The 23967-nt window shown below is 64.9% G+C and carries 18 protein-coding genes; 10 read left to right on the top strand and 8 right to left on the bottom strand.

What is annotated here, in order from left to right:
- Nucleotides 1-10 precede the first annotated feature (10 nt).
- The 5 genes from ACP7EG_RS05555 (at nt 11) to ACP7EG_RS05535 (ending at nt 5039) form a co-directional block, all read left to right on the top strand.
- The gene (locus ACP7EG_RS05555; RefSeq protein ID WP_099763427.1) at nt 11-1516 is read left to right on the top strand and encodes a peptide MFS transporter; all 1506 of its coding nucleotides are present in this window, start codon (nt 11-13) and stop codon (nt 1514-1516) included.
- 130 nt (nt 1517-1646) lie between these two features.
- The gene (locus tag ACP7EG_RS05550) at nt 1647-2327 is read left to right on the top strand and encodes a UPF0149 family protein (RefSeq protein WP_426086774.1); all 681 of its coding nucleotides are present in this window, start codon (nt 1647-1649) and stop codon (nt 2325-2327) included.
- Between the two features lie 131 nt (nt 2328-2458).
- Nucleotides 2459-2821 carry a DUF6232 family protein gene (locus ACP7EG_RS05545; RefSeq protein WP_096235830.1) on the top strand — a complete coding sequence of 121 codons (363 nt, stop codon included), beginning with the start codon at nt 2459-2461 and terminating at the stop codon, nt 2819-2821.
- A gap of 122 nt (nt 2822-2943) precedes the next feature.
- The gene (locus ACP7EG_RS05540; protein WP_426086773.1) at nt 2944-4644 is read left to right on the top strand and encodes a hypothetical protein; all 1701 of its coding nucleotides are present in this window, start codon (nt 2944-2946) and stop codon (nt 4642-4644) included.
- A gap of 14 nt (nt 4645-4658) precedes the next feature.
- A complete protein-coding gene (locus ACP7EG_RS05535) occupies nt 4659-5039 on the top strand; it encodes a hypothetical protein (RefSeq protein ID WP_426086772.1) in 381 nt (126 codons plus the stop codon).
- Nucleotides 5040-5048: 9 nt separating this feature from the next.
- Here ACP7EG_RS05535 and ACP7EG_RS05530 read toward each other — a convergent pair whose 3' ends face one another.
- Complete coding sequence (locus tag ACP7EG_RS05530) at nt 5049-5276, bottom strand: hypothetical protein (protein WP_426086771.1); 228 nt, start codon at nt 5274-5276, stop codon at nt 5049-5051.
- A gap of 145 nt (nt 5277-5421) precedes the next feature.
- Here ACP7EG_RS05530 and ACP7EG_RS05525 point away from each other — a divergent pair, with 145 nt between their 5' ends.
- Both ACP7EG_RS05525 and ACP7EG_RS05520 read left to right on the top strand, forming a co-directional pair.
- Nucleotides 5422-6615 (top strand): hypothetical protein, encoded by a 1194-nt coding sequence (locus ACP7EG_RS05525; RefSeq protein WP_426086770.1) that lies wholly within the window; start codon nt 5422-5424, stop codon nt 6613-6615.
- Entirely contained in the window at nt 6608-7555 is a 948-nt protein-coding gene (locus ACP7EG_RS05520) for an AAC(3) family N-acetyltransferase (protein WP_426086769.1), read from the top strand. Before ACP7EG_RS05525 ends, ACP7EG_RS05520 begins: the two co-directional genes overlap by 8 nt.
- Here ACP7EG_RS05520 and hepB read toward each other — a convergent pair.
- The 3 genes from hepB to ACP7EG_RS05505 form a co-directional block, all read right to left on the bottom strand.
- The gene (gene hepB / locus ACP7EG_RS05515) at nt 7538-9769 is read right to left on the bottom strand and encodes a heparin/heparin-sulfate lyase HepB (protein WP_426086767.1); all 2232 of its coding nucleotides are present in this window, start codon (nt 9767-9769) and stop codon (nt 7538-7540) included. The genes ACP7EG_RS05520 and hepB overlap by 18 nt on opposite strands.
- Nucleotides 9745-10413: a hypothetical protein gene (locus ACP7EG_RS05510; protein WP_426086766.1), complete on the bottom strand. Its 669-nt coding sequence runs from the start codon at nt 10411-10413 to the stop codon at nt 9745-9747. The genes hepB and ACP7EG_RS05510 overlap by 25 nt, the downstream gene beginning before the upstream one ends.
- A 165-nt stretch (nt 10414-10578) precedes the next feature.
- A complete protein-coding gene (locus ACP7EG_RS05505; RefSeq protein ID WP_426086765.1) occupies nt 10579-12840 on the bottom strand; it encodes an OPT family oligopeptide transporter in 2262 nt (753 codons plus the stop codon).
- Between the two features lie 211 nt (nt 12841-13051).
- Here ACP7EG_RS05505 and ACP7EG_RS05500 point away from each other — a divergent pair, with 211 nt between their 5' ends.
- Entirely contained in the window at nt 13052-15379 is a 2328-nt protein-coding gene (locus ACP7EG_RS05500; RefSeq protein ID WP_426086764.1) for a penicillin-binding protein 1A, read from the top strand.
- Nucleotides 15380-15494: 115 nt separating this feature from the next.
- Here the strand turns inward: ACP7EG_RS05500 and ACP7EG_RS05495 are convergent, their stop codons facing one another.
- The gene (locus ACP7EG_RS05495; RefSeq protein WP_426086763.1) at nt 15495-16148 is read right to left on the bottom strand and encodes a TetR/AcrR family transcriptional regulator; all 654 of its coding nucleotides are present in this window, start codon (nt 16146-16148) and stop codon (nt 15495-15497) included.
- 360 nt (nt 16149-16508) lie between these two features.
- Between ACP7EG_RS05495 and ACP7EG_RS05490 the strand changes: the two genes are divergently transcribed.
- Both ACP7EG_RS05490 and ACP7EG_RS05485 read left to right on the top strand, forming a co-directional pair.
- A complete protein-coding gene (locus tag ACP7EG_RS05490; protein WP_071076781.1) occupies nt 16509-17423 on the top strand; it encodes a lipase family alpha/beta hydrolase in 915 nt (304 codons plus the stop codon).
- Between the two features lie 10 nt (nt 17424-17433).
- Nucleotides 17434-18360 (top strand): lipase secretion chaperone, encoded by a 927-nt coding sequence (locus ACP7EG_RS05485; protein WP_426086762.1) that lies wholly within the window; start codon nt 17434-17436, stop codon nt 18358-18360.
- Between the two features lie 3 nt (nt 18361-18363).
- Here ACP7EG_RS05485 and ACP7EG_RS05480 read toward each other — a convergent pair whose 3' ends face one another.
- From ACP7EG_RS05480 to ACP7EG_RS05470, 3 genes are read right to left on the bottom strand one after another with little or no spacing between them, the layout of a single operon-like run.
- Nucleotides 18364-21141 (bottom strand): ATP-binding protein, encoded by a 2778-nt coding sequence (locus ACP7EG_RS05480; protein WP_426086761.1) that lies wholly within the window; start codon nt 21139-21141, stop codon nt 18364-18366.
- Nucleotides 21142-21192: 51 nt separating this feature from the next.
- Nucleotides 21193-22080, bottom strand: coding sequence for a putative bifunctional diguanylate cyclase/phosphodiesterase (locus ACP7EG_RS05475; RefSeq protein WP_426086760.1), 888 nt, complete (start codon nt 22078-22080; stop codon nt 21193-21195).
- Nucleotides 22080-23678, bottom strand: coding sequence for a methyl-accepting chemotaxis protein (locus ACP7EG_RS05470; RefSeq protein ID WP_426086759.1), 1599 nt, complete (start codon nt 23676-23678; stop codon nt 22080-22082). The genes ACP7EG_RS05475 and ACP7EG_RS05470 overlap by 1 nt, the downstream gene beginning before the upstream one ends.
- Nucleotides 23679-23967 lie beyond the last annotated feature (289 nt).

Raw genomic sequence — 23967 nt, 5'->3', positions numbered from 1 at the left:
GAGGAACCGCATGAGCGGTGCGACTACGCCCAACAAGGAAGCCGTTATTCCCGAGTTCAAGCAGATTATGGGCCATCCAAGCCCATTGTGGATGTTGTTCATGACTGAATTCTGGGAACGCTTCGCGTTCTACGGAGTTCGCTGGGCGCTGGTCCTGTACATCGTGGCCCAGTTTCATGCTGGCGACGGTTCGGGACAGGCAGCGGCCAACCTGACCTACGGTTCCTTCCTCGCGCTGGTGTACGCCGGCGCCCTGTTCGGCGGTTACATCGCCGACCGGGTCATCGGTTACCAGCGCTCGATTCTGCTGGGCGCCGTCTTCATGGCAGCCGGCCTGTTCTGCATCTCGGTGCCGAACCAGGACATCTTCAACCTGGGCCTGGCCACGATGATCGTCGGTAACGGCATGTTCAAACCGAACATTTCGACCATGGTCGGCAAGCTGTACACGACAGCCGATCCGCGCCGCGACAGCGGTTTCACGATCTTCTACATGGGTATCAACATGGGCGCCATGGTCGCGCCCGTCTTCACCCAGTGGCTGGCCGAGTCGATCTTCGGCACCAGCGCCATGCCTTCGTACAAGATGGTCTTCATGGCGTCCGGTTTCGGCATGCTGATCAGCCTGGTATGGTTCTTCATCGGCCGCCGCGCCCTGAAGGGCATCGGCGCACCGGAAGCCGGCGCCGGCAACCCGATGCGCGTCGTCTGGGTCGCCCTGGGCTGCCTGTGCGTGATCCCGCTGATGTACTTCCTGCTGACCGTCGGCGCTGAAAAGCTGCAAATCGTCCTGACCGTGCTGTTCATCGGCCTGGCCTTCATGCTGATGATCGAAGGTATCCGCAACGGCAAAGTGGCGCGCGACCGCGTCATCGCCATGCTGCTGATCTTTGTCTTCAACATCCTGTTCTGGATGTTCTTCGAACAGGCTGGCAGCTCGTTTACCTTCCTGGCTGACAAGATCGTCAACCGCGACCTGGGCTTCTGGATCTTCCCGACCGCCTACTTCCAGACCGTCAACTCGGTTGCCATCATCGTCTTTGCGCCTCTGATCGCCGCCGTCTGGGTCTACCTGGCACGCCACAACGTCAACCCTTCGATCCCGCGCAAATTCGGCCTGGGCTTGTTGGGCAATGCATTGGCCTTCGGCTTGCTGATCTTCGCTCTGTCGAGCCTGGTTGGCGCCGATAACAAGATCCCGTTCTGGACCCTGACCACCGTGTACGTGCTGCAATCGATAGGCGAGCTGTGCCTGTCGCCTATCGGCCTGTCGATGGTGACCAAGCTGGCGCCAGTGCGCCTGGTTGGCCTGGGCATGGGCGGCTGGTTCCTGTCGACCGGTATCGGCAACAACCTGTCGGGTATCTTCGCCAGCCACGTCAGCGGCACGAGCGGCATGTCGGTGCAGTCGGCCCTGTCCGGCTACACCTTTGGCTTCTGGTCCCTGCTGGGCGCCGGCGTGATCCTGTTCCTGATCGCACCGCTGATCAACAAACTGATGCACGGCGTGAAGTAAGCGTTCTGCCTTGGATAAAGACGGCGGCCTGCGGGCCGCCGTTTTTCATTCCGGCGCCGGCTTTCCCCTTGCCGGGCGGTACAATACGGCCAGGGCCAGCGGCCATCGACCAACTTACACAAAGAATCCCATGTCCAGCATCTCCACCACCTCGCCTCTCTCCGACGACGAATACGCCGAACTCGACACCCTGCTGGCGGCGCCTGCCCTGGCCGGCGCCGCCATGGACGTGTCCATGCTGGAAGGCTTCCTCACGGCCGTCGCCCTGAGCCCGAAACAGATCACGCCGGAACAATGGCTGCCGTGGGTCTGGGACAAGGCGGCCGGCAGCGCCACGCCGGCACACGACGAAGCCAGCGAACGGGCGGCCAGCCTGGCGCAGCGCCATCACGCTTACATGGTCGAATGGCTGGCGAAGGATCCGGACAGCTTCGAGCCCATCTACGTCTGCGGCCCCGAATGGAGCGTGACCGCCTGGTGTGCAGGCTTCCTGCTTGGCACCAGCCTGGACAAGCCCCAGTGGGCGGCCCTGGCCGTCAGCCACCCGCAATACCTGGCGCCGTTCCAGCACCTGGCCACGGCCAGCGAACTCGATGATGATGCGGCCGAAACGGCCATGGATGGCGTGATTCCCGCCGTCATCGCCATCAACGCCGCCTGGGCGCGCCAGCGCCACCTGAAAAGCCAGGCGCAAAGCCAGTCCGGCGCCACCGTCTTGCGCGAGATACCCAAAACGGGCCGCAACGACCCGTGCCACTGCGGCAGCGGCAAGAAGTACAAGAAATGCTGTGCCGATAGCGATGGCGCGTAAAAGTATTCTGCGCCGATGTTCCATATGGACGAATTGTGACAATGTGTGAGTATTGGCAATGAACAACTGTGTATAGTGAAAAGATTGTTGAAATGCAACAATATTAATCATTTTTACCATACAGGAATCCCATGGAAGAGCGCACTTTTTTTGAGCAAGGCGATGTCAAGGTCACCAATGCCCGTTTTGTCAGCGGTGGCCAGACCTATGCCATGAGCAATGTGACATCGGTCAAGCCGTTTGAGAAAAAACCGCCGCGCGCGCTTGGCATCATCCTTGCACTGGTTGGCCTCGGTGTCATGGTTGGCTCCAGCTTCATGTTTGGCCTGATACTGCTGGGCCTCGGTCTCGCCATCCTGTTCCTGATCAAGCCCGTCTACCATGTGCTGCTGGCAACTTCTGCCGGTGAAACACGCGCCCTCATGACCAAGAACCGCGAATACCTGAACCAGGTCGTCCAGGCCGTGAATGAAGCGATGATCCACCGCGGCTGATCGAACTGCACTGCCGTGACGGCGGTGCGGTAAAATCAGGCGGCGCGTATCGGACGGCCCTGCTGGCCGATACGCATCGAGGGCCATTGCGGCCGCCACCGCCAGTCTTATTTAGCCGACCATTGCGCCTCCTTCTCGCTTCCCTGCTGCGCTTCATCAGCCGCCATGTCCTGCAATTCCTGCTATTCGTTGCCATCCTTGCGGCCGGTCATGCGCTGCTGGAGCAGGCACGGCAATTTCAGGATGGAGTGGCCAGGCTTGGCATGTTGCGCGATGCGGCAAGCCTGGCCGGCGCCCGCCAGGCAACACTGAGCGGAGAAACGCAGGCGCGCGTCGACGCGCTGCGCCAGGCGTCCGACCAGGCCATCGCCGCCCGCATCGCGCATATCGACGCGGCGCTGCTTGCGCTGCGGCAAACGGCAACGGCGTGGTCCGTCACCTTGGCATTGCCCACCAGCAAGGATCTCGGCAACGCCGTCGCAAGGCAGGCCGAGCAGCACATCCGCATCGAACTGCTGCTGCAGGAACGCGCCTATCTGCAGTCGCTGCGTATCGCCATCGGCAATGAAAGCGCCCGCCAGGCGCTGCTGCGCCTGCACGACGAACACCGGCAGGCCTACCAGGCGCTCTCCGGCAACCTGGCCAAGCAACAGGAATTGACACAAGCACACCCGCTGCAAGCACGCCTCCCCGGCACGGCGCCGCACGCGGCAATGGCCGCGCTGCAGGCAGAGGAAGCGCGCCTGCGCGAGGCCAACGCGCTGGCCTACCAGCGCTACATGGCGCAGCGCCAGCGCCTGGCCGCTGCCGGCGCCGGCAGCGTGGCGCCCTTCCAGGTCGACCAGGCACGCATCGACTCGCGCCTGCAGGATCTGGTCCACGCCATGGCGTCGATGGAAGGACAGCTGCGCGACAACTGGTGGCGCGCACTGCGCGAGCTGTTCGCGCGCTACGGCCCTGCGGCCGCCCTGCTGGTGCTGTCGGCCATCCTTCTGCCCGTCGCCATCAAGGCCTTCTTTTACTTCGTGCTGGCGCCACTGGCTTCGCGTTTGCCGCCGCTGTCCATCGCACGCGAGCTGCAACTGGCGGGCAGCTCCCTGCCCCTGCCGCCGCAGGGCGCATCGCGCATTTCCGCCGTCTCGCAGGCATTGCTGCTGCAGCCGGGCCAGCAGATGCTGATCCACCCCGAATACCTGCAATCGTCGCCCGTCAGCAGCACCAAGCGCACGCAGTGGCTGCTGGACTGGCGCTTTCCATTTACGAGCCTGGCAGCCGGCATGGTGGTGCTGACGCGGCTGCACAGCGACGTGACTGCATCCGTGACGATTTCCGCCAGCGACGACCCGCTGCTGGAGATCGCCGTGGTCCACCTGCCAGCCGGCAGCGCATTGATATTCCAGCCACGGGGACTGGTGGGATTGGTCTGCGACGCGAACCAGCCGCTGGCGATATCGAGCCACTGGCGCCTGGGCAGCCTGCATGCCTGGCTCACCCTGCAGCTGCGCTTCATCGTCTTTCGCGGCCCCGTCACGCTGATCGTGCGCGGCTGCCGCGGCGTGCGCCAGGAGCGGGCCGGCCAGGGCCGCGCCATCAGTCAGTCCGCCACCCTGGGTTTTACCACCGACGTGCTGTACTCGACGATGCGCAGCGAAACCTTCATCCCCTACCTGCGCGGCCAGCAAGCCTTGCTCAACGACCGCTTCGACGGCGACAACGGCGTCTACCTGTACGAGGAAACCCCGCGCCACGGCAAGCAGCCGGGCAAGGTGGGCAGCTGGTTCGAGGGTTTCACGGACGCCCTGTTGAAAGTGTTCGGCATCTAGCCGGAAAGGACAGCATGGAAGACTTCCTGTTTGCCGACTTTCTCGAGGATCATGCCGTGTACGCGGCGCTGCAAGCGTATTGGCAGGCGCGCCTGGCCTTCCTCGATGGCCAATGCGCGCCGTATCTGCGCACCACGTTTGCAAATGGCCATCCGTTTTATGACGGCAATCCCATCGTCAACCTGACCGACCGCAACGCCGGCAAGGCGGCGCGCATCGTGCAGCAATGCCCGCGTGAATTCGGCCACGACTACACGAGTTTCGAACAAGCCATCGAGCTGGCCGACGGCGATGGGCATCGCCCGGCACAGGAAAAGATCATCGTGCTGACCTTGACGCCGGCGGCGGCGCAACGCGCCGAGGATGAACTGCGCGCCTGGTTTGCGCCAGCATAGGGCTGCCGGCTACGCCGCAATCGAATGCGACACCGTCAGCCACTCGCCCGGTTGCAGGCTGGCCGCCGCCTCGCGGGTGGCCAGCACGCTGTCCGGGTCCAGGTCGGACCTATTGAGCTTGTAGGAATAGGCAAAATCATCGGCATCGAATGCCTGCCCCGCCTTGACGTAGTACTTGAAGCCGACAAAGGAGTCGGGATTGGTGACGACTGTGTATTCAAGCGTGACGCTGTTCATGGCGGGCCTCGTCGACGTTGGGAGAGTATCCATTATGCGTCAATTCCGGTGGCAGCGATGCGAGGACTGATCCTTGCGGCAAGTCAATAGCCCTGCCCGCTGCCGGCGCTACAGTAGCCTGAGCCCACCACCAGCCATTACTGCCATGCGTACCTTGCTCAAGAAGATCAGGAACACTCTGGCGCCGCCAGCGAGCCTGCCGGCGGCGGCACGCATGGAGCGGTTGTCGGACCGGCGCGGCCTGCCCGCCGTTGATCCTGGCCCGCACGCCGTCGTCAAGGCCTGCACCGCCTGGCTATGCGCGGCGCAGGACCATTCCAGCTCACACGACGGCGGCGTCGCGCGCGACTACAGCCTGCTGACAGGCTGGTCGAGCTCCTACCCGGAGACCACCGGCTACATCATCCCCACCATCATCGCCCTGGCGCAGCGCACGGGCGACGCCGCGCTGCACGAACGGGCGCGGCGCATGCTCGACTGGTGCGTGGCCATCCAGTTCCCGCAAGGCGCTTTCCAGGGCGGGAAGATCGATTCGCTGCCACGCGTGCCCGTTACCTTCAACACGGGCCAGATCCTGCTTGGCCTGGCCGCCGGGGTGGAGGCGTACGGCGCGGCCTACCAGGATGCCATGCAGCGCGCGGCAAGGTGGCTGCGCGACAGCCAGGATGCCGACGGCTGCTGGCGCCGGCATCCGACGCCGTTCGCCGGCCCCGGCGACAAGGCCTACGAGACGCATGTGGCCTGGGGCCTGTTCGAAGCGGACCGCATCGCGCCGGGCCACGGTTATGGCGCCGCCGGCTTGCGTCAGGTCGACTGGGCGCTGAGCAAGCAGCGCCCCAACGGCTGGTTCGCCTCCAACTGCCTGGACAACCCGCTGCTGCCTTTGACCCACACCATCGGCTACGCCTTGCGCGGCCTGCTTGAAGCGCACCGCTTTGCGGGGCGCGCCGACCTGCTGGACGCTGCCGTGCGCACCGCCACGGGCATCGCCAACGCCGTGGCGGCCGATGGCTACCTGGCGGGCCGCCTCTGCCCGGACTTCCAGCCTGGCGCCGATTACGCCTGCCTCACGGGTTCCGTACAAAATGCGCATTGTCTGTTCCTGTTGTATCGGCTCACCGGCGAGCGGCGCTACCTCGACGCGGGGCGCCGCCTTAACCGTTACGTGCGGCGCTCGATCAGCATTGACGGTCCCGCGCACGCACGCGGCGGCGTCAAGGGCTCGTTTCCCATCGATGGCGACTACGGCGCCTGGGCGTACCTGAACTGGGCTGCCAAGTTCTGCATCGATGCGAACCTGCTGGAACTGGAACTGGCACGGGAAGCCGGCGATGCTTGAGCGGGCCAAAGACGCCGCCAGGGCCGCGCTGGAAGCGTGGCGCCGCGCCGGCAGCGCCCGGCACATGCGCCACAGCACCCCCCACGTGACGCGCGCCGGATTGGCCGCCGGCCTGGCGCGGCTGGGCATCGTGCAGGGAGACACGCTGTTCATCCATTCTTCGCTGAAAAGCCTGGGCTACGTGGAAGGCGGCGCGCAAGCGGTGATCGGCGCCCTGCAGGACGCCGTCGGCCCGCAAGGCACCCTGCTGCTGCCCACCTACTATCTGCCCGGCGGCACCGTGCGCGCCACCTGTGAGATGAAAGACTATGTGTTCGACCCGCACCGCCACAGCACGCACATGGGGCGCCTGCCGGAAGCCTTCCTCGCCAGCGCCGGTGTCCGGCGCAGCATCCACCCGACTCACTCCGTGTCCGCGTGGGGCCGCCATGCCGCCGACCTCACCGAGGCGCACCACCGTGCACCCTCGATCTTCGGCATGGGCTCACCCTGGCAGCGCTTCATCGGCTGCGAGCAGGCGAAGGTGCTGGGTCTGGGTATTTCCATGGGGCCGGTAACGTTCTATCATGCGCTGGAAGACGCCATGGGCGACGCCTTTCCCGTGCCCGTGTGGGAAGACGATACAAAGCTGCTGGCTTGCCTGGACCACGCAGGCAGGCACTGGGACGTGCCCGTGCGCCCTTTCGATGCGGCAGTCGCGCAGCGCCGCATCGACCATCCGGGTCGCGGCGACCTGCGCGATTATTTTGCGCGCGAATTCGATGCTGCCGGCCTGCGCGTGAACGGGCAGGTGGGCGATGCGGCGTCGTGGGCCATTCCGGCGCAGGCCTTCTTCGAGCACCTGGGCCGGCTGGCGTCCGAGCACGTGACGATCTACGCCAGCGCGGCGCAGCTGGCGGCGCGGCCCATCTCAACCGCCCCTTTACGGCAAGGCCGGTGAGGCTGCTGCACGCCGGCCACTGTTGCCGCTGCGCTGCAGATCGTACACACCGCCGCCACTGGCGACAAAGTACAAGGTGCCACCATCGGCACTCACCTCATCCTCGATGGGGCCGCCCATGCCGCGCTTGCTCACCGTCCAGCTTCCCGCCTGCAAATCCGTCACCAGCACCTGCATGGACGCGCTTTGTGCCGGCAGCTCGACGGTGATAGTCTCCCCCAGCGACAGGCCGCTCTTGGAAAACAGCACCACGCGGTCCTTGATTTTCACGCCGGCCAGCAGGGCCGAATCGATGGCCGTCGTGGGCAGTGCGGGCAGCGCGCTGCTGGCATCCATCACCTGCATCACGTTCAGGAAAAGGTCCGTTTCGTTGGCAGCCGGTGGCGACACTTCCAGCCGCCACGCGCCAGCTTCCTCGGTCGAATACTCGGCTTCAGGCTGAATCGGATAATTCGTCCCACCGACGCTGAATTCATTGCCGCTGCCGCCCACCTTGGCCAGCACGGCATTCGCCGGCAGCAAGGTGCGGTTGATCAGCTTGCCGTTGTACTGGTAGCTGCTGTTGTAGTCCCATTCTGTGCGCTGGATAACCACCGTGTCGCCGCTGATTTCCGGTTCGGCTTGGCTGTGCAGCAGCCAGGTCTTCCTGAACCCGGCGTCGCTGGCGCTGACCTTGTCAAACACAATCAGGGCGGCCGGGTGGTCTGTGTTCTTGAGGTTCAAGAACACGAATGATCTCTGGAACTGGCGCACCTTGCTGCTGTACGCGGCCGTCAGGTCGCCCTTGATGTAGCTGAAGTCGGGCGCCCCCGCCACACCGCCGACCTGCTGCTGGCGCAGGACCGTGGCCACCTTGTAGCCGTTGGCCAGTTCCGCCAGGGTTTGCGGTTCCTCGCCCGGAAAACGCTGGCCGCCGTCATTCGCATAGCCGTCAAAACTCTCGTTGGGATCATAGACCAGCATCGTGTTGTGCGCGATGCTGCGCTTGTGATAGTTCATGTCATGCGCGCTGCCATATTCCAGAGGAATGCTGGGATCGGCAACATCCCTGCCGCTATAAATGCCCGAATCGATGGCCAGGCCGCCCTTGTAATAAATCTGGAAATGCCCGGCGTCGTAATGCTCGTGATTGCCGAACCAGTCGCCTCCGAGCTTCAGCGTCGCCACGACATTGTCTGACTGCACCTGAATTCGCTCACCATCGGTCCAGCCCGTGCGGGCTATCATCAGGCCGGCAGGATCAGGGAAATACTTGGTCAATGGCAAGGTGGCCGGGCTGGGCGTGCTGCCCATGCCCGTATTGCCAAGCAGGACAGGCCAGATGCTGTCCTTGGCATGGATAAAGTTGACCGGCTGTCTCAGATACTCATGTTTTAACGTGGCATTATTGTAATAGGTGGCGGGCAGCATGTAGGCCAGCGGTTCGCCCCAGTATTCGGTGCTGTTGCTATACGCCGAATGGTAGACATCGCCATCGCGCATCCATTGCCCGTCGGGGCGGCGCGCATACAGCCAGTGATACGGCGTCATCTGCTGCACGGGATCGAACACGGGAGCGGCTCCCATGCGCCGGAATATCCATGCGGCGTACATGTCCGACAGAAAGCGTACTTTGCCGTAGGATGCGCCCTGGTGATGGGCTTGCGAGGCGTAGGCGTAGTTTCGCGGCGCGATATAGTCGGCAAAGAAGCGTCCGGCAACGATGTTGTAGACCAGGGGAGCCTCGTCATAAAAGGCGATGGCGGCCGATAGCTGGTCACGCAGCAGCTGGTTGTCGCTGCCATGGCCCACGACGGCACCTTGCCGCGACGGCGGAAAGCCGATTTCCATCGTCGCGGCAATCTGCGTAAAGCGCGTGACGACATAGGCGCGCTGCTGCACGCTCATCAGATTGAAGCACCAGTCATACACCATGGCGCTGGCCAGGATGATCTCGCCTTTGTCGTTCGGATAGTTGTAACCGGGCGAAAAGCGCACGGCGGCCAGGTAGTCGAGCAGCATTTGCACGGCTTCCTTGCCCCGCTGCGCCTGCGCCGGCTGGCCACTGCGTTCGTACAGGAGAAAGTGCAGCGCCTTCGCCTTGATCCTGCTCACGACATCGATCTGGTGGTTGGTCATGGCGGGACCGCCGGGTACGAACACGGGCAGCGGCTGCAGCGCGACCACGGCCGGCGCCTGGATAGCCGCAGTCAGGACAGCGCGGTGCGGAACCATCTCCTGCGCGTCCGACTCGAAACGGCTGCGTATCGCGGCCAGGTCCCCCCCCCCCTGGCAAACAGGCGCGGATGGACGCCAGCGGGCGGCAGCACCGTGGGCAACGGGTACACGCCATAACCTTGCGGCACAAAACCGGCGAGCGCCGTCACCAGCAGGCAATCGATCCCCACGCCCCCTTCCCGGTACTTGAGCTTCAGTTCGCGTTCACCGGCGGCCAGCCAGCGGGTGACGGGCACCCAGGTCCATGCCGCCGCCTGGCCAGCGGCAAACGGCACGGAGACGCTGGCATAGGCGCCATTGTCAAGCGCCAGGTACAGCGATGCGGCATTCGCCGCCGGTGCCAGCACGCGCAGCCAGATCGTATACGTGCCGTCACGGGGTACGGCCACGGTGTACGATAACTCCGCTGCCGCACCTGGCGTATCGGCGCGCACCAGGTCCGCTGGCGTGGATAAATAGCCGCCGCCGGACACCACGTTGCTGCCAAGGTACTCTTGCGCCCAAGGGCCGGCCGGCGCCGCGGATTCCGCTTCAAACATGGCCTCGACGGGAAACGGCGCCGCATGCAGGACCGGACAGGCCGCCAGCAAGGCAACGTGGATCAAACCGTGCAACTTGTTTCGGCATCGCAGTGGGGACATAAGCATAACTCCAGTTTGTTGTATTTTAAATAGCAATAACAATACACCATCTGACGCTATTTGATTTCATTTTTACAACAAAATACCTGTACAGGCCTGCGGCGCGCAAAAAAACGCCCGGTATCACCCGGGCGTTCTTTGCTGAAAATGCGGATGGATGGCGTTCTACGCCTGCGATGCTTTCTTCTCGCGCGCCACGATATACAGCAGCACGATGATGAGCGCGTACGGCAGCAGCGACAGCGCGTCCGAATGCAAGCCCGCATAGAACGGGTTGCCGTGCTCGGCCCAGTCGGCCATCATCTGGTCGAAGTGCGTCAGCACGCCGGCCGTAATGGCGATGATGATGCCTGCCAGCGCGCCGCCGGCGATGTAACCGGACGCCAGCAGCACGCCCGAACTGCGGTCACCCGCCAGCTGGCGCTCTTCCTCGTTCAATGTGGCGTTGTGTTCCAGCTTGTTGTTGCGGCGGTCCGCCAGCCAGCGCACCAGGCCGCCGACGAAGATCGGCAAGGTGGATGACAGCGGCAGGTACACGCCCACCGAAAACGCCAGCGACGGGATGCCGGCCATTTCCAGCACCACGGCGATCATCACGCCGAACAGCACCAGGGTCCACGGCAGTTGCTGGTCGAGGATGCCCTTGATGATGTAGGACATCAGCACGGCCTTCGGCGCATCGTATTTCTTCACTTCCGAGCCGTCGGGACGCTTGCTGTAATGGCCATTGATGCCCGGATCGACCAGGTAGGCCAGCTGGCCATCTTCCTTGACAAAATATTTGCCGGCAGGGCCGCCCACGGTATCGGTCTTTTGCCAGACTTTATACGTGTTGTGGTCCGTATCGGCTTGCGGGCCATGCAGCTCGCCCGTCACCGTCAGCTTCGACGCGTCGACCGTCAGGCTCGGCGCCACTTGCGCGGCCGGCACGTAGACGGTGCTCGCCTCGTTCAGCTTCAGCAAAATAGGACCGAGGATCAGGGCCGACGACAAGGCGCCGGCCAGGATCGCGTATTGCTGCAGGCGCGGCGTGGCGCCCACCAGGTAGCCGGTTTTCAAATCCTGCGACGTGGTGCCCGCATTGCTGGCGGCGATGCAGACGATGGCGCCCACCGACAAGGCGGTCACATAGTAACGCCCGCCCGTCCAGCCCATGATCAGGAAGATCAGGCAAGTAAACAGCAAGGTGGCCACGGCCATGCCGGAGATCGGGTTCGACGAAGAGCCGATTTCGCCCGTCAGGCGCGAGGACACGGTGGCGAACAGGAAGCCGAAGACGAGGATCAGCAGCGCGCCGAGGAAATTCATGTGCAGCGGCGTGGCGAAGGTGATCACGGCGATGATGGCCAGGCAGCCGATGATGACCCATTTCAGCGGGATATCCTGGTCGGTGCGCAGGGTGGAATTGTTCTTGACGCCCTTGCCGATGCCTTTCAGGCCGGCCGACAGGCTGCGCCAGATCATGGGCATGGCGCGCACCAGCGAAATCAGGCCGCCGGCGGCTACGGCGCCCGCGCCGATGTACAGCACATAGGCGCTGCGCACGTCGTCGGCGCCCATTTCGCTGATCAACTTGGTGCCCGGCGAGAGCACGGTAGTCAGGCTGTCGCCGAAGAACTTGATCATCGGGATCAGCAGCAAATACGACAGCACGCCGCCGGCCGCCATGGTGGCGGCGATGCGCGGGCCGATGATGTAGCCCACGCCCAGCAATTCAGGGGAAATCTCGGCGCCGATGGAGCCGCCCTTCAGCGGCGCGGCAAATTCCACACCCGGCGTGTCCTTCCAGCCCTTGAACGAAATATTGAATACCTTGTACAGCAAGCCGACGGCGAAACCGCCGAAGATGATCTTGGCGCGGCGCTTGGCGTCCAGCGCGGCGGCCGAATCCTTCTCGATGCTTTCGCCGGCGGCGATGCGCGATTCTTCCGTGGCGGCCGCCTTCAGCACCTCGGCGCAAGCCGTGCCTTCGGGGAATTTGAGTTCCTTGTGCTGGTCGACGATCATGGTGCGGCGCATGGGGATCATCATCAGGATGCCCAGCAGGCCGCCGAGGATACCGACCAGCATGACTCTCGAAATTTCCAGGTCGAAGCCGAGGATCAGGATGGCGGGCATGGTCACGCCCAGGCCGAAGGCCAGCGACTCGCCGGCCGAACCAGCCGTTTGCGTGATGCTGTTTTCAAGGATCGACGAATCCTTGCCGCCCACCTTCTTGGCCAGGCCGAACAGCGTGATGGCGATCACGGCGACGGGAATCGAGGCGCTGACGGTCAGGCCCACTTTCAGCACCAGGTACAGCGAGGAGGCGCCAAAGACCATCCCCAGGATGACGCCCATGAACAGCGCGCGGAAGGTCATCTCGGGCAGCTTCGCATCGGCCGGGATATAGGGCTTCACGACGCTCGGTGTTGCATCTTTTGCCATGGATATTTCCTTAATTTTTAAAAATAAACAGCCCGGATTGACGCCCGGGCTATTTTCTTGAAGCCGAGACTATCGCACAGCCGCGTTTCGATGAAAAGGTTTTTTGCTCCCGCTCCCGGAGGCCAGCCCCGCCACCCGCCCGCACGGGAAGCGCTGGCGCATTGGTCTATAATCGCTGCCACCGTGCCCTGCACGCTCATGTGAGACTGCCTTGACTGCCAAACGATCCGGATTCCCCTGGCCTTCCCGCCGCGCCACCGTACGCGCTATCATCATCGCTGGCTGCGCCGCGCTGGCCGCCGCCGTGCTGCTGGCCGCTTACCTGTTCCTGTATGTGCGCCCGCGCCTGCCCGAACTCGACGTCATCACCGACTACCAGCCGAAGATTCCGCTGCGCGTGTACACGGCCGACAATGTGCTGATCGGCGAATTCGGCGAGGAGCACCGCGACTTCGTGCCGATTGCGCAAGTGCCGGAAATGATGAAAAAGGCCCTGCTGGCCATCGAGGATGGCCGCTTCTACGAACACCACGGCATCGACTTCGTGCGCGCCGGCGGCGCCGTGCTGTCGAACCTGCGCCACGGCTTCGGCCACGGCGGCGGTTCCACCATCACCATGCAGGTGGCGCGCAATTTCTTCCTGACGCGCGAAAAAGTCGCCTCGCGCAAGCTCAATGAAATCATGCTGGCCCTGAAAATCGAAGCAGCCCTGTCAAAAGAGCAGATTCTCGAGCTGTACATGAACCAGATGTACCTGGGCCAGCGCTCGTTCGGCTTCGGCAGCGCGGCGCAGACGTATTTCGGCAAGCCTTTGTCGGAACTGTCGATCGCGGAAATGGCCATGCTGGCCGGTTTGCCACAAAACCCCTCGCGCCACAACCCGATCAGCAATCCGAAAAAGGCGCACGCGCGCCAGCAGCTGGTCTTGAAACGCATGCGCGAACTCGATTACATCAGCGAAGGCCAGTATCAGCAGGCGCTGGCGCAACCGCTGCATATCAATACCCGCGGCAAGCAGGGTTTTGATACGCACGCCGAATACGTGGCCGAACTGGCGCGCCAGGCCGTCTACGCGCAGTTCAAGGAAGACAGCTACACCAAGGGCATCAGCGTCTATACGACGATCCTGAAAGCGGACCAGGACGCAGCCTACGCCTCGACCCGCCGCAACGTCATCGCCTACGACCAGCGCCACGGCTACCGTGGCCCGGAAACCTTCATCGACATGCCGCCCGACCCGGAACAGCGCGACGACGCCATCGATGCTGCACTGCAAAAGCGTCCGGACAGCGATGGCCTGATCGCCGCCGTCGTCACGGACGTTGCCAGCGGCAAGGTGGTGGCCGACACGGGCGACGGCGACGCCAAGGCCATCACGGGTGAGGGCCTGCGCTTTGCCGCCCCTGCCCTGTCCGCCAAGGCGAGCGCCGGCATCAAGCTGCGCCCGGGCGCCGTGATCCGCATCGCCAAAGATGCCAAGGGCAACTGGGCCATCACGCAAGTGCCGCTGGTGGCCGCCGCCTTCGTTTCGCTCGATGCCGACACGGGCGCCTACCACGCCATGGTGGGCGGCTTCGACTACAACCTGCAAAAGTTCAACCACGTCACGCAGGCCTGGCGCCAACCCGGTTCGGCCATGAAGCCCTTCGTGTATTCGGCGGCGCTGGAAAAAGGCTTTTCGCCGGCCACCCTGATCAACGACGTGCCCCTGGAAATGCAGGCGGGCGGCAAGGTGTGGGCGCCGCAGAATGACGACTTCAAGTTCGACGGCCCGATCACCATGCGCTATGCGCTGGCGCAATCGAAGAACGTGGCCTCGGTGCGCATCCTGCGCGCGCTGGGCGTGTCGTACACGCACGATTTCCTGGAAAAATTCGGCTTCGACCCTGCGCGCCAGCCCAGCAACCTGACCATGGCGCTGGGTACGGGTTCCGTCACGCCGGTGCAGATGGCGGGCGCCTATGCCCTGTTCGCCAATGGCGGCCACCAGGTGGAGCCGTACCTGATCGACCGCATCGTCGACGCCAAGGGCACTGTGCTGATGCAAACCAAGCCGCCTGTCCCAAACGACGACAAGACGCTGGCGCTGGACCCGCGCAACGCCTTCGTGATGGACAGCATGCTGCGCGAAGTGGCCCGCACCGGCACGGGCGCGGCGGCGACGAAAAAACTGGGGCGCAGCGACATCGCCGGCAAGACGGGTACCACCAGTGACGCCGTCGACGGCTGGTTCGCCGGCTACGGCGGCGGCATCGTGGCGGTGGCGTGGATGGGCTATGACGAGCCGAAATCGCTGGGCGGGCGCGAATTCGGTTCCACCCTGGCCATGCCGATCTGGATCGACTACATGCGCACCGCCCTGTCGACGCGCCCGCAAGTGACGCGCGCCGTGCCGGCAGGCCTGAGCCAGGTCGATGGCGAGTGGCTGTACGATGAATTCATCGACATGAACGGGATCAAGACCCTGGATATGGACGTGGAGACGCCGACGGATCCGGCGGCAGTGCCGGAGACGCTGCCCATCGAAACCACGAACTGACGCAGGTATCTTGTCGGATTACGCTTCGCTAATCCGACCTACCTATTACTGCATCAATCACCAATCGTAGGTCGGGTTAGCCGGGACGGCGTAACCCGACAAGTGCCGCCGAGGTTTACACAGCGGTCATGCTCAAATACCCGCGCACCGTACTGACGACGCTATCGGCGAAATCGTCGACATTGACCTTCGCCGCGCGGTACTTCCAGCGCTTCACGTACCAGTCCTGGAACAGGGCCAGGCAGTGGGCGGCCAGCAAGGTGGGATCGCCCTGCGGCTTCGGCTCGATTTCCCCGATGGTGGCGGCGATCAGGGTCTGTACATACAGCTCCGAATTTTTCGCCATGCTGCGCTGCTCCACCTGCAGCACGCGCGAATCCATGAAGACAAAATAAAACCACGGCTGCAGTACCTCGGACAGGTAGATCGACGAGCGTATCATCGCCTCCAGCCGGTCCAGCGGCGACTTCACGTCGGCAAACAGCAGCGGCAAGGCTTGCGTGGCGTGGCGTACCACGTCCTCAATCATTTCGGCCAGTTGGTCCTTGCTGGTGATGTAGCCATACAGGCCACCCATCGACAGCCCCGTCTCGCGGCACAGGTCGCGCAAGCTCATGGCACGGAAGCCCACGTCATTGGCCAGGCGGAAGGTGGCGACGAAGATGCGTTCGAGATTTTCCAGCGCCGGCTTGCGGCGTTTGACGCCAATACGTTCCGCGTGGCGGTCAAGAATATATTCCCAGATGTTTTCGCCATTTAAAGGCGTCATCTGCTGAAACTGTTCAAAATTGAAATGGGTCGACAAGTGCATTCCCAAGTAACGGTGTATGAGCAATGTAAGACAGCGCCTGAGCGGCGCTGCAAGACGGCGGGACGGCTGATGCCGGGCCGATTATAGCTCAGGAAAACAACTATTTGACCTTTCAACTATGCAATGGGCACAGACACAACGCCAAATTCCCACAGTTATTGCGCTGCATCATGCAATTCACAGCAATTTAAATCCAGCGGTGCTACATTCAAAAAACCGAGCGCTCGCTATATTAATGCATCGATAGAATGTGCAGCGGCGCACGGCACATCGCTACAGCATCGACATTTCCATACTATTTCAAATAACGGAGACAAAATGAAGACACGCTTTTGGCAACTGCTATCCACCCTGCTGCTTTCCCTCGCCATCCTGCCCGGCAGCGCCAGCGCCGCCGGCTACACGCAAACGAAGTACCCGATCGTGCTGGTGCACGGCCTGTTCGGCTTCGACAAGCTCGGCCCCGTCGAATATTTCTATGGCGTCCCCGCCGCCCTGCGCAGCGGCGGCGCGCAAGTGTACGTGACCACCGTGTCGGCCGCCAACAGCACGGAAGTGCGCGGCGAACAGCTGCTGTCGCAGGTGCGGCAAATCCTCGCCGCCACGGGCGCGGCCAAGGTCAACTTGATCGGCCACAGCCACGGCGGCCCCACGGCCCGCTATGTCGCTTCCGTGCGGCCCGACCTGGTGGCGTCCGTCACCAGCGTGGCCGGCGTCAACAAGGGGTCGAAAGTAGCCGACATCCTCAGCGGCGCCATACCCAACACCAGCGGCGCGCTGGGCAATGCGCTCGCCTCCCTGATCGGCATTTTGTCCGGCAACAAGGGACTGCCGCAAAACGCGGGCGCCTCGCTCACCTCCCTGTCCACGGCCGGCTCGCTGGCCTTCAACAGCCGCCACCCGCAAGGCGTGCCCACCTCGGCCTGCGGTGAAGGCGCCTATCAGGTGCAAGGCGTGCATTACTTTTCGTGGAGCGGCGCGCAACCGTACACGAATGTGCTCGACGTGGGCGACCCGCTGCTGGCCGCCATCAGCCTGGCCTTCGGCGGCGTCAAGAACGATGGCCTGGTCAGCAGCTGCTCCAGCCACCTGGGCAAGGTGATCCGCGACGACTACGCCATGAACCACCTCGATGAAGTCAACCAGTTCGTCGGCATCGTCAACCTGTTCGAGACGAACCCCGTCACCGTCTTCCGCCAGCAAGCCAACCGCCTGCAAGGCCTGGGACTGTAAGGAGGCGACGATGCGCACGAACGCGAAATGGATCATTGGCGCCAGCCTGGCGGCCCTGGCCCTGTACCTGGTGCTGCGCCCGGACGAACCGCCCACCCCGCCGCCGGAAAAACCGGAGCCGGACCTGTTCGCGTTCGTGCGCTCGATGCAAGGCACGCGGCCCGACGGCAACGTGACGGTGGCCCCAGGCGACAAGCTGGTGGTCGACGCGGAACTGGGCCACCTGTTCGACTACTACCTGGCGGGCCTCGGCGAAAAGCCGCTGGCCGCCATCCGCAGCCAGATCGAGGCGGAACTCGACAAGCGCCTGGCGCCCGTCCCCGCCCGCGAAGCGAAGCGCCTGCTGGGCGCTTATCTGGCCTACAAGCAGGCGCTGGCCGGCGCGGAACAAGCCTTGCCGGCACAAGCCGATGCGGCCCTGGCGGCGCGCGCGCGCCTGCAAGCGATGCGCGCCCTGCGCGGCAATTACTTTACGGCGGAAGAAAGCGCGGGTCTGTTCGGCGCCAGCGACGCCTATGACGACGATGCCGTAGCGCGCATGGCGATACTCGGCGACGCCACGCTGGACGAGGCGCAGCGCCAGGCGCAACTGGCCGCGTTGGACCAGAAGCTGTCGCCGGCCCAGCGCGCCGCGCGCGATGCGCCGCTGCAGGTGGCACAGCTGGATGAATCCGTCAAGGCGCTGCGGGCCCAGGGCGCAGGCGAAAATGAAGTCTACCGCCTGCGCGCCAACACCTTCACACCGGCGGCGGCGGCGCGCCTGGCGGAACTGGACCGCGAAGAATCGCAGTGGCAGCAGCGCATCATCGCGTATCAGGCGCAGAAGGCGCAGCAGGCGGGCCTGCCCGGCGGCGCACAGGATGCGGCAGCGCTGCAACAGCTGCGCGACGCCAGTTTCACGCCGGAGGAACAGCGCCGGCTGGGCGCCTACGAATAGCGTTCAAGCCAGCTGCGCCAGCAAAGCTGCTGCCGCCATCACGTCCGTCGTGTCGTGCCCCTGCGCGTAGCCGGCATGCACAGGGGCCAGCAAGGCATGCGCAGCGGCGCCGTGGCCTTGCGCCTGCAGCACGGCCGCCAGGCTGGTGGCGCAGCGCAGCTCCCAGCCCGGCGCCTGCTGGCCCCTGGCCAGCTGCAGCGCCTCTTCCAGCTGCGCGCGTAGCGCTTCCAGGCCGGCCGCATCGCCTGGCGCCAACGCCCGCCAGCGGTGATGCGCGTCGCGGCGCAGCACTTCCGGCGCGCTCCACGGCGCCTGCCCCGTACGTGCGCGCCGCAGCGCCTGGCTATCGGCGGCGGCGTCGTGCAGGGTGGCCATCAAATCGATCTGTATCGGCCAGCTGCGCACCGAGGGCCAGGGAAATTCCGTCATCGCCTCGCCCGCATCGAGCAGGCGCTGGTAGGCGGCGCCCCAGGCGCTCCAGTACAACAAGCCATAGCGGGCCGCATGCTCGCACAGCAGGCAAGTCCAGGCATGCGCCAGTCCCCGCTGCCCGCACCACAGGGCGACGGGAATGGCATTGATGGCCAGCGCCACGCACAGCGTGACTCCATTGTGTCCGAAGCCCACCGTCACCGCCTCGCGCGCCAGCGCCAGGGCGTCGTCGGGGCGGCCCTGCATCCACAGGCAGCGCGCCAGCGTGCCGCGCAGGCAAACCTGGTGATCGGCCAGCAAGGCACTGTTGAAGCCAAGCTGTCCGGCGCCCTCGGGGTGCGCCAGCACCATGCGCGCCAGCGCCGCCGACTGCGCGTACCGCCCGCGCAGATACGCGCCCGCCGAGCGCATGCGCGCCAGTACCAGCCGCATCGCCGTGTCATCACGCGCTGCGCACAGGGCGGCCAGCTGCTCCACGTAACTGTCGGCACCCTGGAAATCGGCCATCTTCAGGCTGCAGATCCACATGCCGCAAATCGCCTCAAAGCGGCGGCTGTCGTCGTCCGTGTGCATGGCCAGCGCATAGCCGTGCTGGAACGAACGCAGCATGGTGCCAGTGACGCCCTGCGTATGCAGCAGCAGGTGCGCCAGCGAGGCGTGCAGCTGCATCTCGCTGTCGGGGTCCTCCAGCGCATGCCTGTGCATGCATGCGAGCGCCCGCTCGACGCGCACGCGGTACTCATCCATCAGCGACAGCTGATAGAACAGGGTTTGCGTGGCCAGGGTCAGGGCCACGCCCAGCGCCACGTCGCCGTCCTCGCCGAAAGCCCAGTCGATGGCGGCGCGCAGGTCATCGACATGGCGGCCGTAGCGCGCGCTCCAGTGCGCCGGCGCCATGCTTTCCCAGTCGGCGGCGATGCGTCCCGCCAGGCCCAGGCAATGGCGCGCATGGCGCAGCAGCACGGCGCCGGCGCCCCCGCTCGCCGACAGCTGCGCGCTGGCGTAGGCGCGCGTGGTGTCGAGCAGCCGGTAATACACGTGCTGGCGGCAAAACTCGATGCTGACCAAAGACTTGGCCGCCAGGTCGGCCAGCGTATCGAACACGTCGCAGCCCGCCACGGCGCTGGCCGACTCCAGGCGGAAACGGCTCTTGAACACGCTCAGCGCCTGCAGTACCTGGCGCTCTTGCGCATCGAGCAAGCCGTAGCTCCAGTCCAGGGTGGCGCGCAGGGTCTGGTGGCGCAAGGGCATGTTGCGTGCGCCGCGCGTGAGCAGGCGAAAGCGGTCATCGAGCTGGCGGCGCAACTCGTGCAAGCCGAAATGGCCGATGCGCCCGGCCGCCAGCTCCAGCGCCAGCGGGATGCCATCGAGGCGCCGGCAGATATCCACCACCACGGGCACATCGGCGTCGGCCAGCACGAAAGCATCGTCGACGGCCGCGCAGCGTTCGCAAAACAGCTGCACCGCGGCGAAATGCCGCGCCGCCGCCGCATCGGGCACGGCATCGGCCGGCGGCAATTCCAGCGCCGGCAGGCGCAGCAGCTGCTCGCTGGTGATGCGCAGCGGCTCGCGGCTGGTGGCCAGCACGTGCAGCAGCGGTGCGCCCTTGAGCAAGGCATCGGCCAGCGTGGCGGCAGCGCCGATCACGTGTTCGCAGTTATCGAGCACGATCAGCATGTGGCGCTGGCGCAGGTAGGCCAGCAGGACCGGCATGGCGTCGCCGGCCGGCACCGCCACGCCCAGCGCCGTGGCCAGCGCCTGCGGCACCAGGCGGCCCTCGTCCAGCGGCGCCAGGTCGACGAAACACACGCCGTCGGCATAGCGGCGCAGCACGCGCGTGGCCAGGACGACGGCCAGCGTGGTCTTGCCGATGCCGCCCGGACCGGCAATGCACAGCAGGCGCAATTGCAGCAGCTGGTTGGCCATCGTTTGCAGTGCCTCGGCGCGGCCCAGCATGCGCGTCAGCATGACGGGCAGGTTATGCCGCGGCTCCACGCCCGTCATACCGGGCGCCGGCCGGCCCGTGTGCGCCAGCGGCGCCAGGAAGCCGTAGCCGCGCCCAGGGATGGTGGTGATGTAGCGCTGGCCATCACGGCCATCGCCGAGCGCCTTGCGTAGCGCTGCCAGGTGCACGCGCAAGGTCGCGTCATCGACCACGGCATGGGGCCAGACGATGGTCACCAGTTCATGCTTGTCGACGATGTCGCCGGCGCGCTCCAGCAGGGCCAGCAGCAAGTCCATGGCCCTGCTGCCCAGGCGCAGCGCGCGGTCGCCCTCGAACAGCAGCCGCTCCAGCGGCAAAAGGCGAAACGGGCCGAAGACATAGGCCGGGACGGGACTGTTTATCATTCTTGCATGGGGGAGAAAGTGTTCAGGCATGCGGCTGGCGGTAGCCCTATTTTACTGAGCATCCGCGCCATGCCGCATGGCGCCTTGTTGCGGCGCTGTTACACGGCCGGCCGGCGCGCCAGCGGCCAGCAGCGCGGCCACCTCGGCCGCAGGCGCCGGCCGGTGCAGGTAGAAGCCCTGGACCTGGGGGCAGCCCAGGCGACGCAGCTGCGCCAGCTGTTCGCCGTCTTCCACGCCCTCGGCCAGCACCTGCAAGCCCAGGCCGCGCGCCATGGCAATCGTCGAGGCGACGATCACAGCGTCACTGCCACTGCTCCCCAGGTCGGCGATGAAGGAGCGGTCGATCTTGATGGTGTGAATCGGCAGCATCCTGACATGACTCAATCCCGCATGACCGGTGCCATAATCGTCGAGCGAAATGGCCAGGCCCAGCGCGCGCAGCCGGCGCAGGCCCTGCGTCGCCTGCGCCATGTCGTCGATGCAGCAGCTTTCCGTCACTTCCAGCTCCAGCAGGCCGGGAGGAATGGCATGGCGCTGCAGGCAGCGCAGCACGAAGTCAGGCAAGTGCGCCTGGCACAGCTGGCGCGCCGAGACATTCACGGCGACAGGCACCAGGGGCAAGCCCGCCGCGCGCCACTGCGCCAGCTGGCGGCAGGCGGCGTCGATGCCCCAGTTGCCCAGCGCGACGATGGCATCAGTCTGCTCGGCCAGGCCGATGAAGGCGTTCGGGTAGATCAAGCCATGGCGCGGATGGTCCCAGCGCAGCAGCGCTTCCAGGCCGACCAGGCGCAGTTGCGCCGTATCGAACTTGCCCTGGTAGTGGAAGCAGAATTCGCCGTTGACGATGGCGCTGTCCAGGCGCGCCTGCAGCTCGCGCGCCTGGCGCCGCGCCCGCCACAGCGCGACGCAGCCGAGCCAGAACCTTGCCAGGCGCGCCACTAGGCCAGCAGGCGCGGCACGGCCGGCGCGCTGCGGCGTGGCAAGGTGTGCGCCGGCCCCTGCTGCAGGCGAAATACGCTGACCACCTGCTGCAGCTTCGCCGCCTCGCCTTCCAGCGATTGCGATGCGGCCGCCGCCTCTTCCACCAGGGCGGCGTTCTGCTGCGTCACTTCATCCATCTGCAGCACCGCCTGGCTGACCTGGCCGATGCCCGTGCTTTGCTCGGCGCTGGCGGCCGTGATGTCGGCCACCATCTGGCTCACGCGCCCCACGGCCGCCACCACTTCCTGCATGGTGGCGCCGGCCTGCGCCACCAGTGCGGTCCCCGCATCGACCTGTTGCGTGGAATTGGCGATCAGGGCGCGAATATCGCGCGCCGCCGCCGCGCTGCGCTGCGCCAGGTTGCGCACTTCCGTCGCCACGACGGCAAAGCCGCGCCCCTGCTCGCCTGCGCGCGCCGCTTCCACGGCCGCGTTCAGCGCCAGGATATTCGTCTGGAAGGCCAGCATGTCGATCACGCCGATGATGTCGGCAATCTGCGCCGAGGACGCGCTGATGGCGTCCATCGTGTGAATGACCTGCCCCACGGCTTGCCCGCCGGCACCGGCAATATTCGCCGCCTCGATGGCCAGCACGCTGGCATGGCGCGCATTGTCCGCGTTCTGCTGCACGGTGGAGCTCAGTTCCTCCATCGCCGACGCGGTCTGTTCGAGCGCGCTGGCCTGCTCCTCGGTGCGCGAGGACAGGTCGATATTGCCGGCCGCGATCTGCGACGAGGCCGTGGCGATGGTGTCCGTGCCGCCGCGCACCTGCTGCACGATCTCGAGCAGGTTGCCGTTCATGATGCACAGCGCGTCGAGCAGCTTGCCCGTTTCATCGCCGCCATGGCCGCCGAAGGTCGATGTCAGGTCGCCGGCGGCCACGGTCTGCGCCACGCTCAAGGCATAGTGCAGGGGCTTGACGATGCTGCGCGTGACCAGCCAGGCCGTAACGAGCGAGAAGAGCACGGCCAGCGTGCTCAGCGCCAGCAACATGTTGCGCGCCGTGGCGTATTCCGCGTCCACCTGGGCACCGGCCTCCTCCATCAAGTCATGCTGGTACGTGATGAGCGTTTCCAGCGCCGCCATATAGCGCAGCTGCTCGCCGCGCACCGTGCCGAGCAGCAAACTGGCCGCTGCGTCGCGCGCGCCCTCTTGCAGCAGGGCCAGTACCTTGTCGCGCCCGCCGTTGAAGGCGGCGCCCGCCTGCTTCACGGCCACCATCAGCTGGCGGCCCTGCGGCGACAGCACCACCTTTTCCAGCTGCGCCAGTTCCTTTTCCGTTTCGGCGCCCGCGCGGGCGATGCGGGCGCGTTCCTGCGCCAGCTGCTGCGGCTCGCTCATCAAGAGCAGATTGCGCGAGGAGCGCGCGATGATGTTGACATTCTTGATGATGTCGTTGGCCAGCACGGTTTTCGGATATTTGTCATCGATCACGTCGCGCATGCGCAGTTCCAGGCTCGACAGACGCAGCATGCCCAGCACGGCAGTCGCCAGCAGCAGCAAGGTCAACAACGCAAAGGAGCAGCGCAGGCGCGTGCCGATTTTCATATTTGCCATCTATTCGCATCCTTCAGTGTGGTGCATCGGTCATCGCGCCGGACTCGCCTGCAAGGCTGACGGCAATGGCTGCCGCCTGCCACGTATGGCCGGACGCAACAGGCGAAGGGGTCAGCCGGGATGTGGCCGAGGCAGGAACAAGGGGTGGTACAGCAGGCAGTGTGAGTTATCTCACAAGCAATGTCGCGTTAAGTTTTGAAAAGATTTGCTTAGATGACAAAACAGCTATTCTCATAACGATATTTTTTTAGCAAGCAACAACCGCCGTGCGCGCAGGTAAAAACGGCCG

This window comes from Janthinobacterium sp. PSPC1-1 (assembly GCF_049897625.1).
Taxonomy (GTDB): Bacteria; Pseudomonadota; Gammaproteobacteria; order Burkholderiales; family Burkholderiaceae_D; genus Janthinobacterium; species Janthinobacterium tructae.
Note: the sequence above shows the minus strand (reverse complement) of the source record. Positions and strands in the feature narration are given on the sequence as shown.

What these genes read in the sequence shown, in the direction of transcription:
- hepB (WP_426086767.1), bottom strand. Translation starts at nt 9,769, where the DNA reads ATGGTTCCGCACCGCGCTGTCCTGACTGCGGCTATCCAGGCGCCGGCC.
- ACP7EG_RS05470 (WP_426086759.1), bottom strand. Translation starts at nt 23,678, where the DNA reads ATGGCAAATATGAAAATCGGCACGCGCCTGCGCTGCTCCTTTGCGTTG.
- ACP7EG_RS05490 (WP_071076781.1), top strand. Translation starts at nt 16,509, where the DNA reads ATGAAGACACGCTTTTGGCAACTGCTATCCACCCTGCTGCTTTCCCTC.
- ACP7EG_RS05530 (WP_426086771.1), bottom strand. Translation starts at nt 5,276, where the DNA reads ATGAACAGCGTCACGCTTGAATACACAGTCGTCACCAATCCCGACTCC.
- ACP7EG_RS05555 (WP_099763427.1), top strand. Translation starts at nt 11, where the DNA reads ATGAGCGGTGCGACTACGCCCAACAAGGAAGCCGTTATTCCCGAGTTC.
- ACP7EG_RS05510 (WP_426086766.1), bottom strand. Translation starts at nt 10,413, where the DNA reads ATGTCCCCACTGCGATGCCGAAACAAGTTGCACGGTTTGATCCACGTT.
- ACP7EG_RS05495 (WP_426086763.1), bottom strand. Translation starts at nt 16,148, where the DNA reads ATGACGCCTTTAAATGGCGAAAACATCTGGGAATATATTCTTGACCGC.
- ACP7EG_RS05550 (WP_426086774.1), top strand. Translation starts at nt 1,647, where the DNA reads ATGTCCAGCATCTCCACCACCTCGCCTCTCTCCGACGACGAATACGCC.
- ACP7EG_RS05535 (WP_426086772.1), top strand. Translation starts at nt 4,659, where the DNA reads ATGGAAGACTTCCTGTTTGCCGACTTTCTCGAGGATCATGCCGTGTAC.
- ACP7EG_RS05520 (WP_426086769.1), top strand. Translation starts at nt 6,608, where the DNA reads ATGCTTGAGCGGGCCAAAGACGCCGCCAGGGCCGCGCTGGAAGCGTGG.
- ACP7EG_RS05480 (WP_426086761.1), bottom strand. Translation starts at nt 21,141, where the DNA reads ATGATAAACAGTCCCGTCCCGGCCTATGTCTTCGGCCCGTTTCGCCTT.
- ACP7EG_RS05545 (WP_096235830.1), top strand. Translation starts at nt 2,459, where the DNA reads ATGGAAGAGCGCACTTTTTTTGAGCAAGGCGATGTCAAGGTCACCAAT.
- ACP7EG_RS05505 (WP_426086765.1), bottom strand. Translation starts at nt 12,840, where the DNA reads ATGGCAAAAGATGCAACACCGAGCGTCGTGAAGCCCTATATCCCGGCC.
- ACP7EG_RS05485 (WP_426086762.1), top strand. Translation starts at nt 17,434, where the DNA reads ATGCGCACGAACGCGAAATGGATCATTGGCGCCAGCCTGGCGGCCCTG.
- ACP7EG_RS05525 (WP_426086770.1), top strand. Translation starts at nt 5,422, where the DNA reads ATGCGTACCTTGCTCAAGAAGATCAGGAACACTCTGGCGCCGCCAGCG.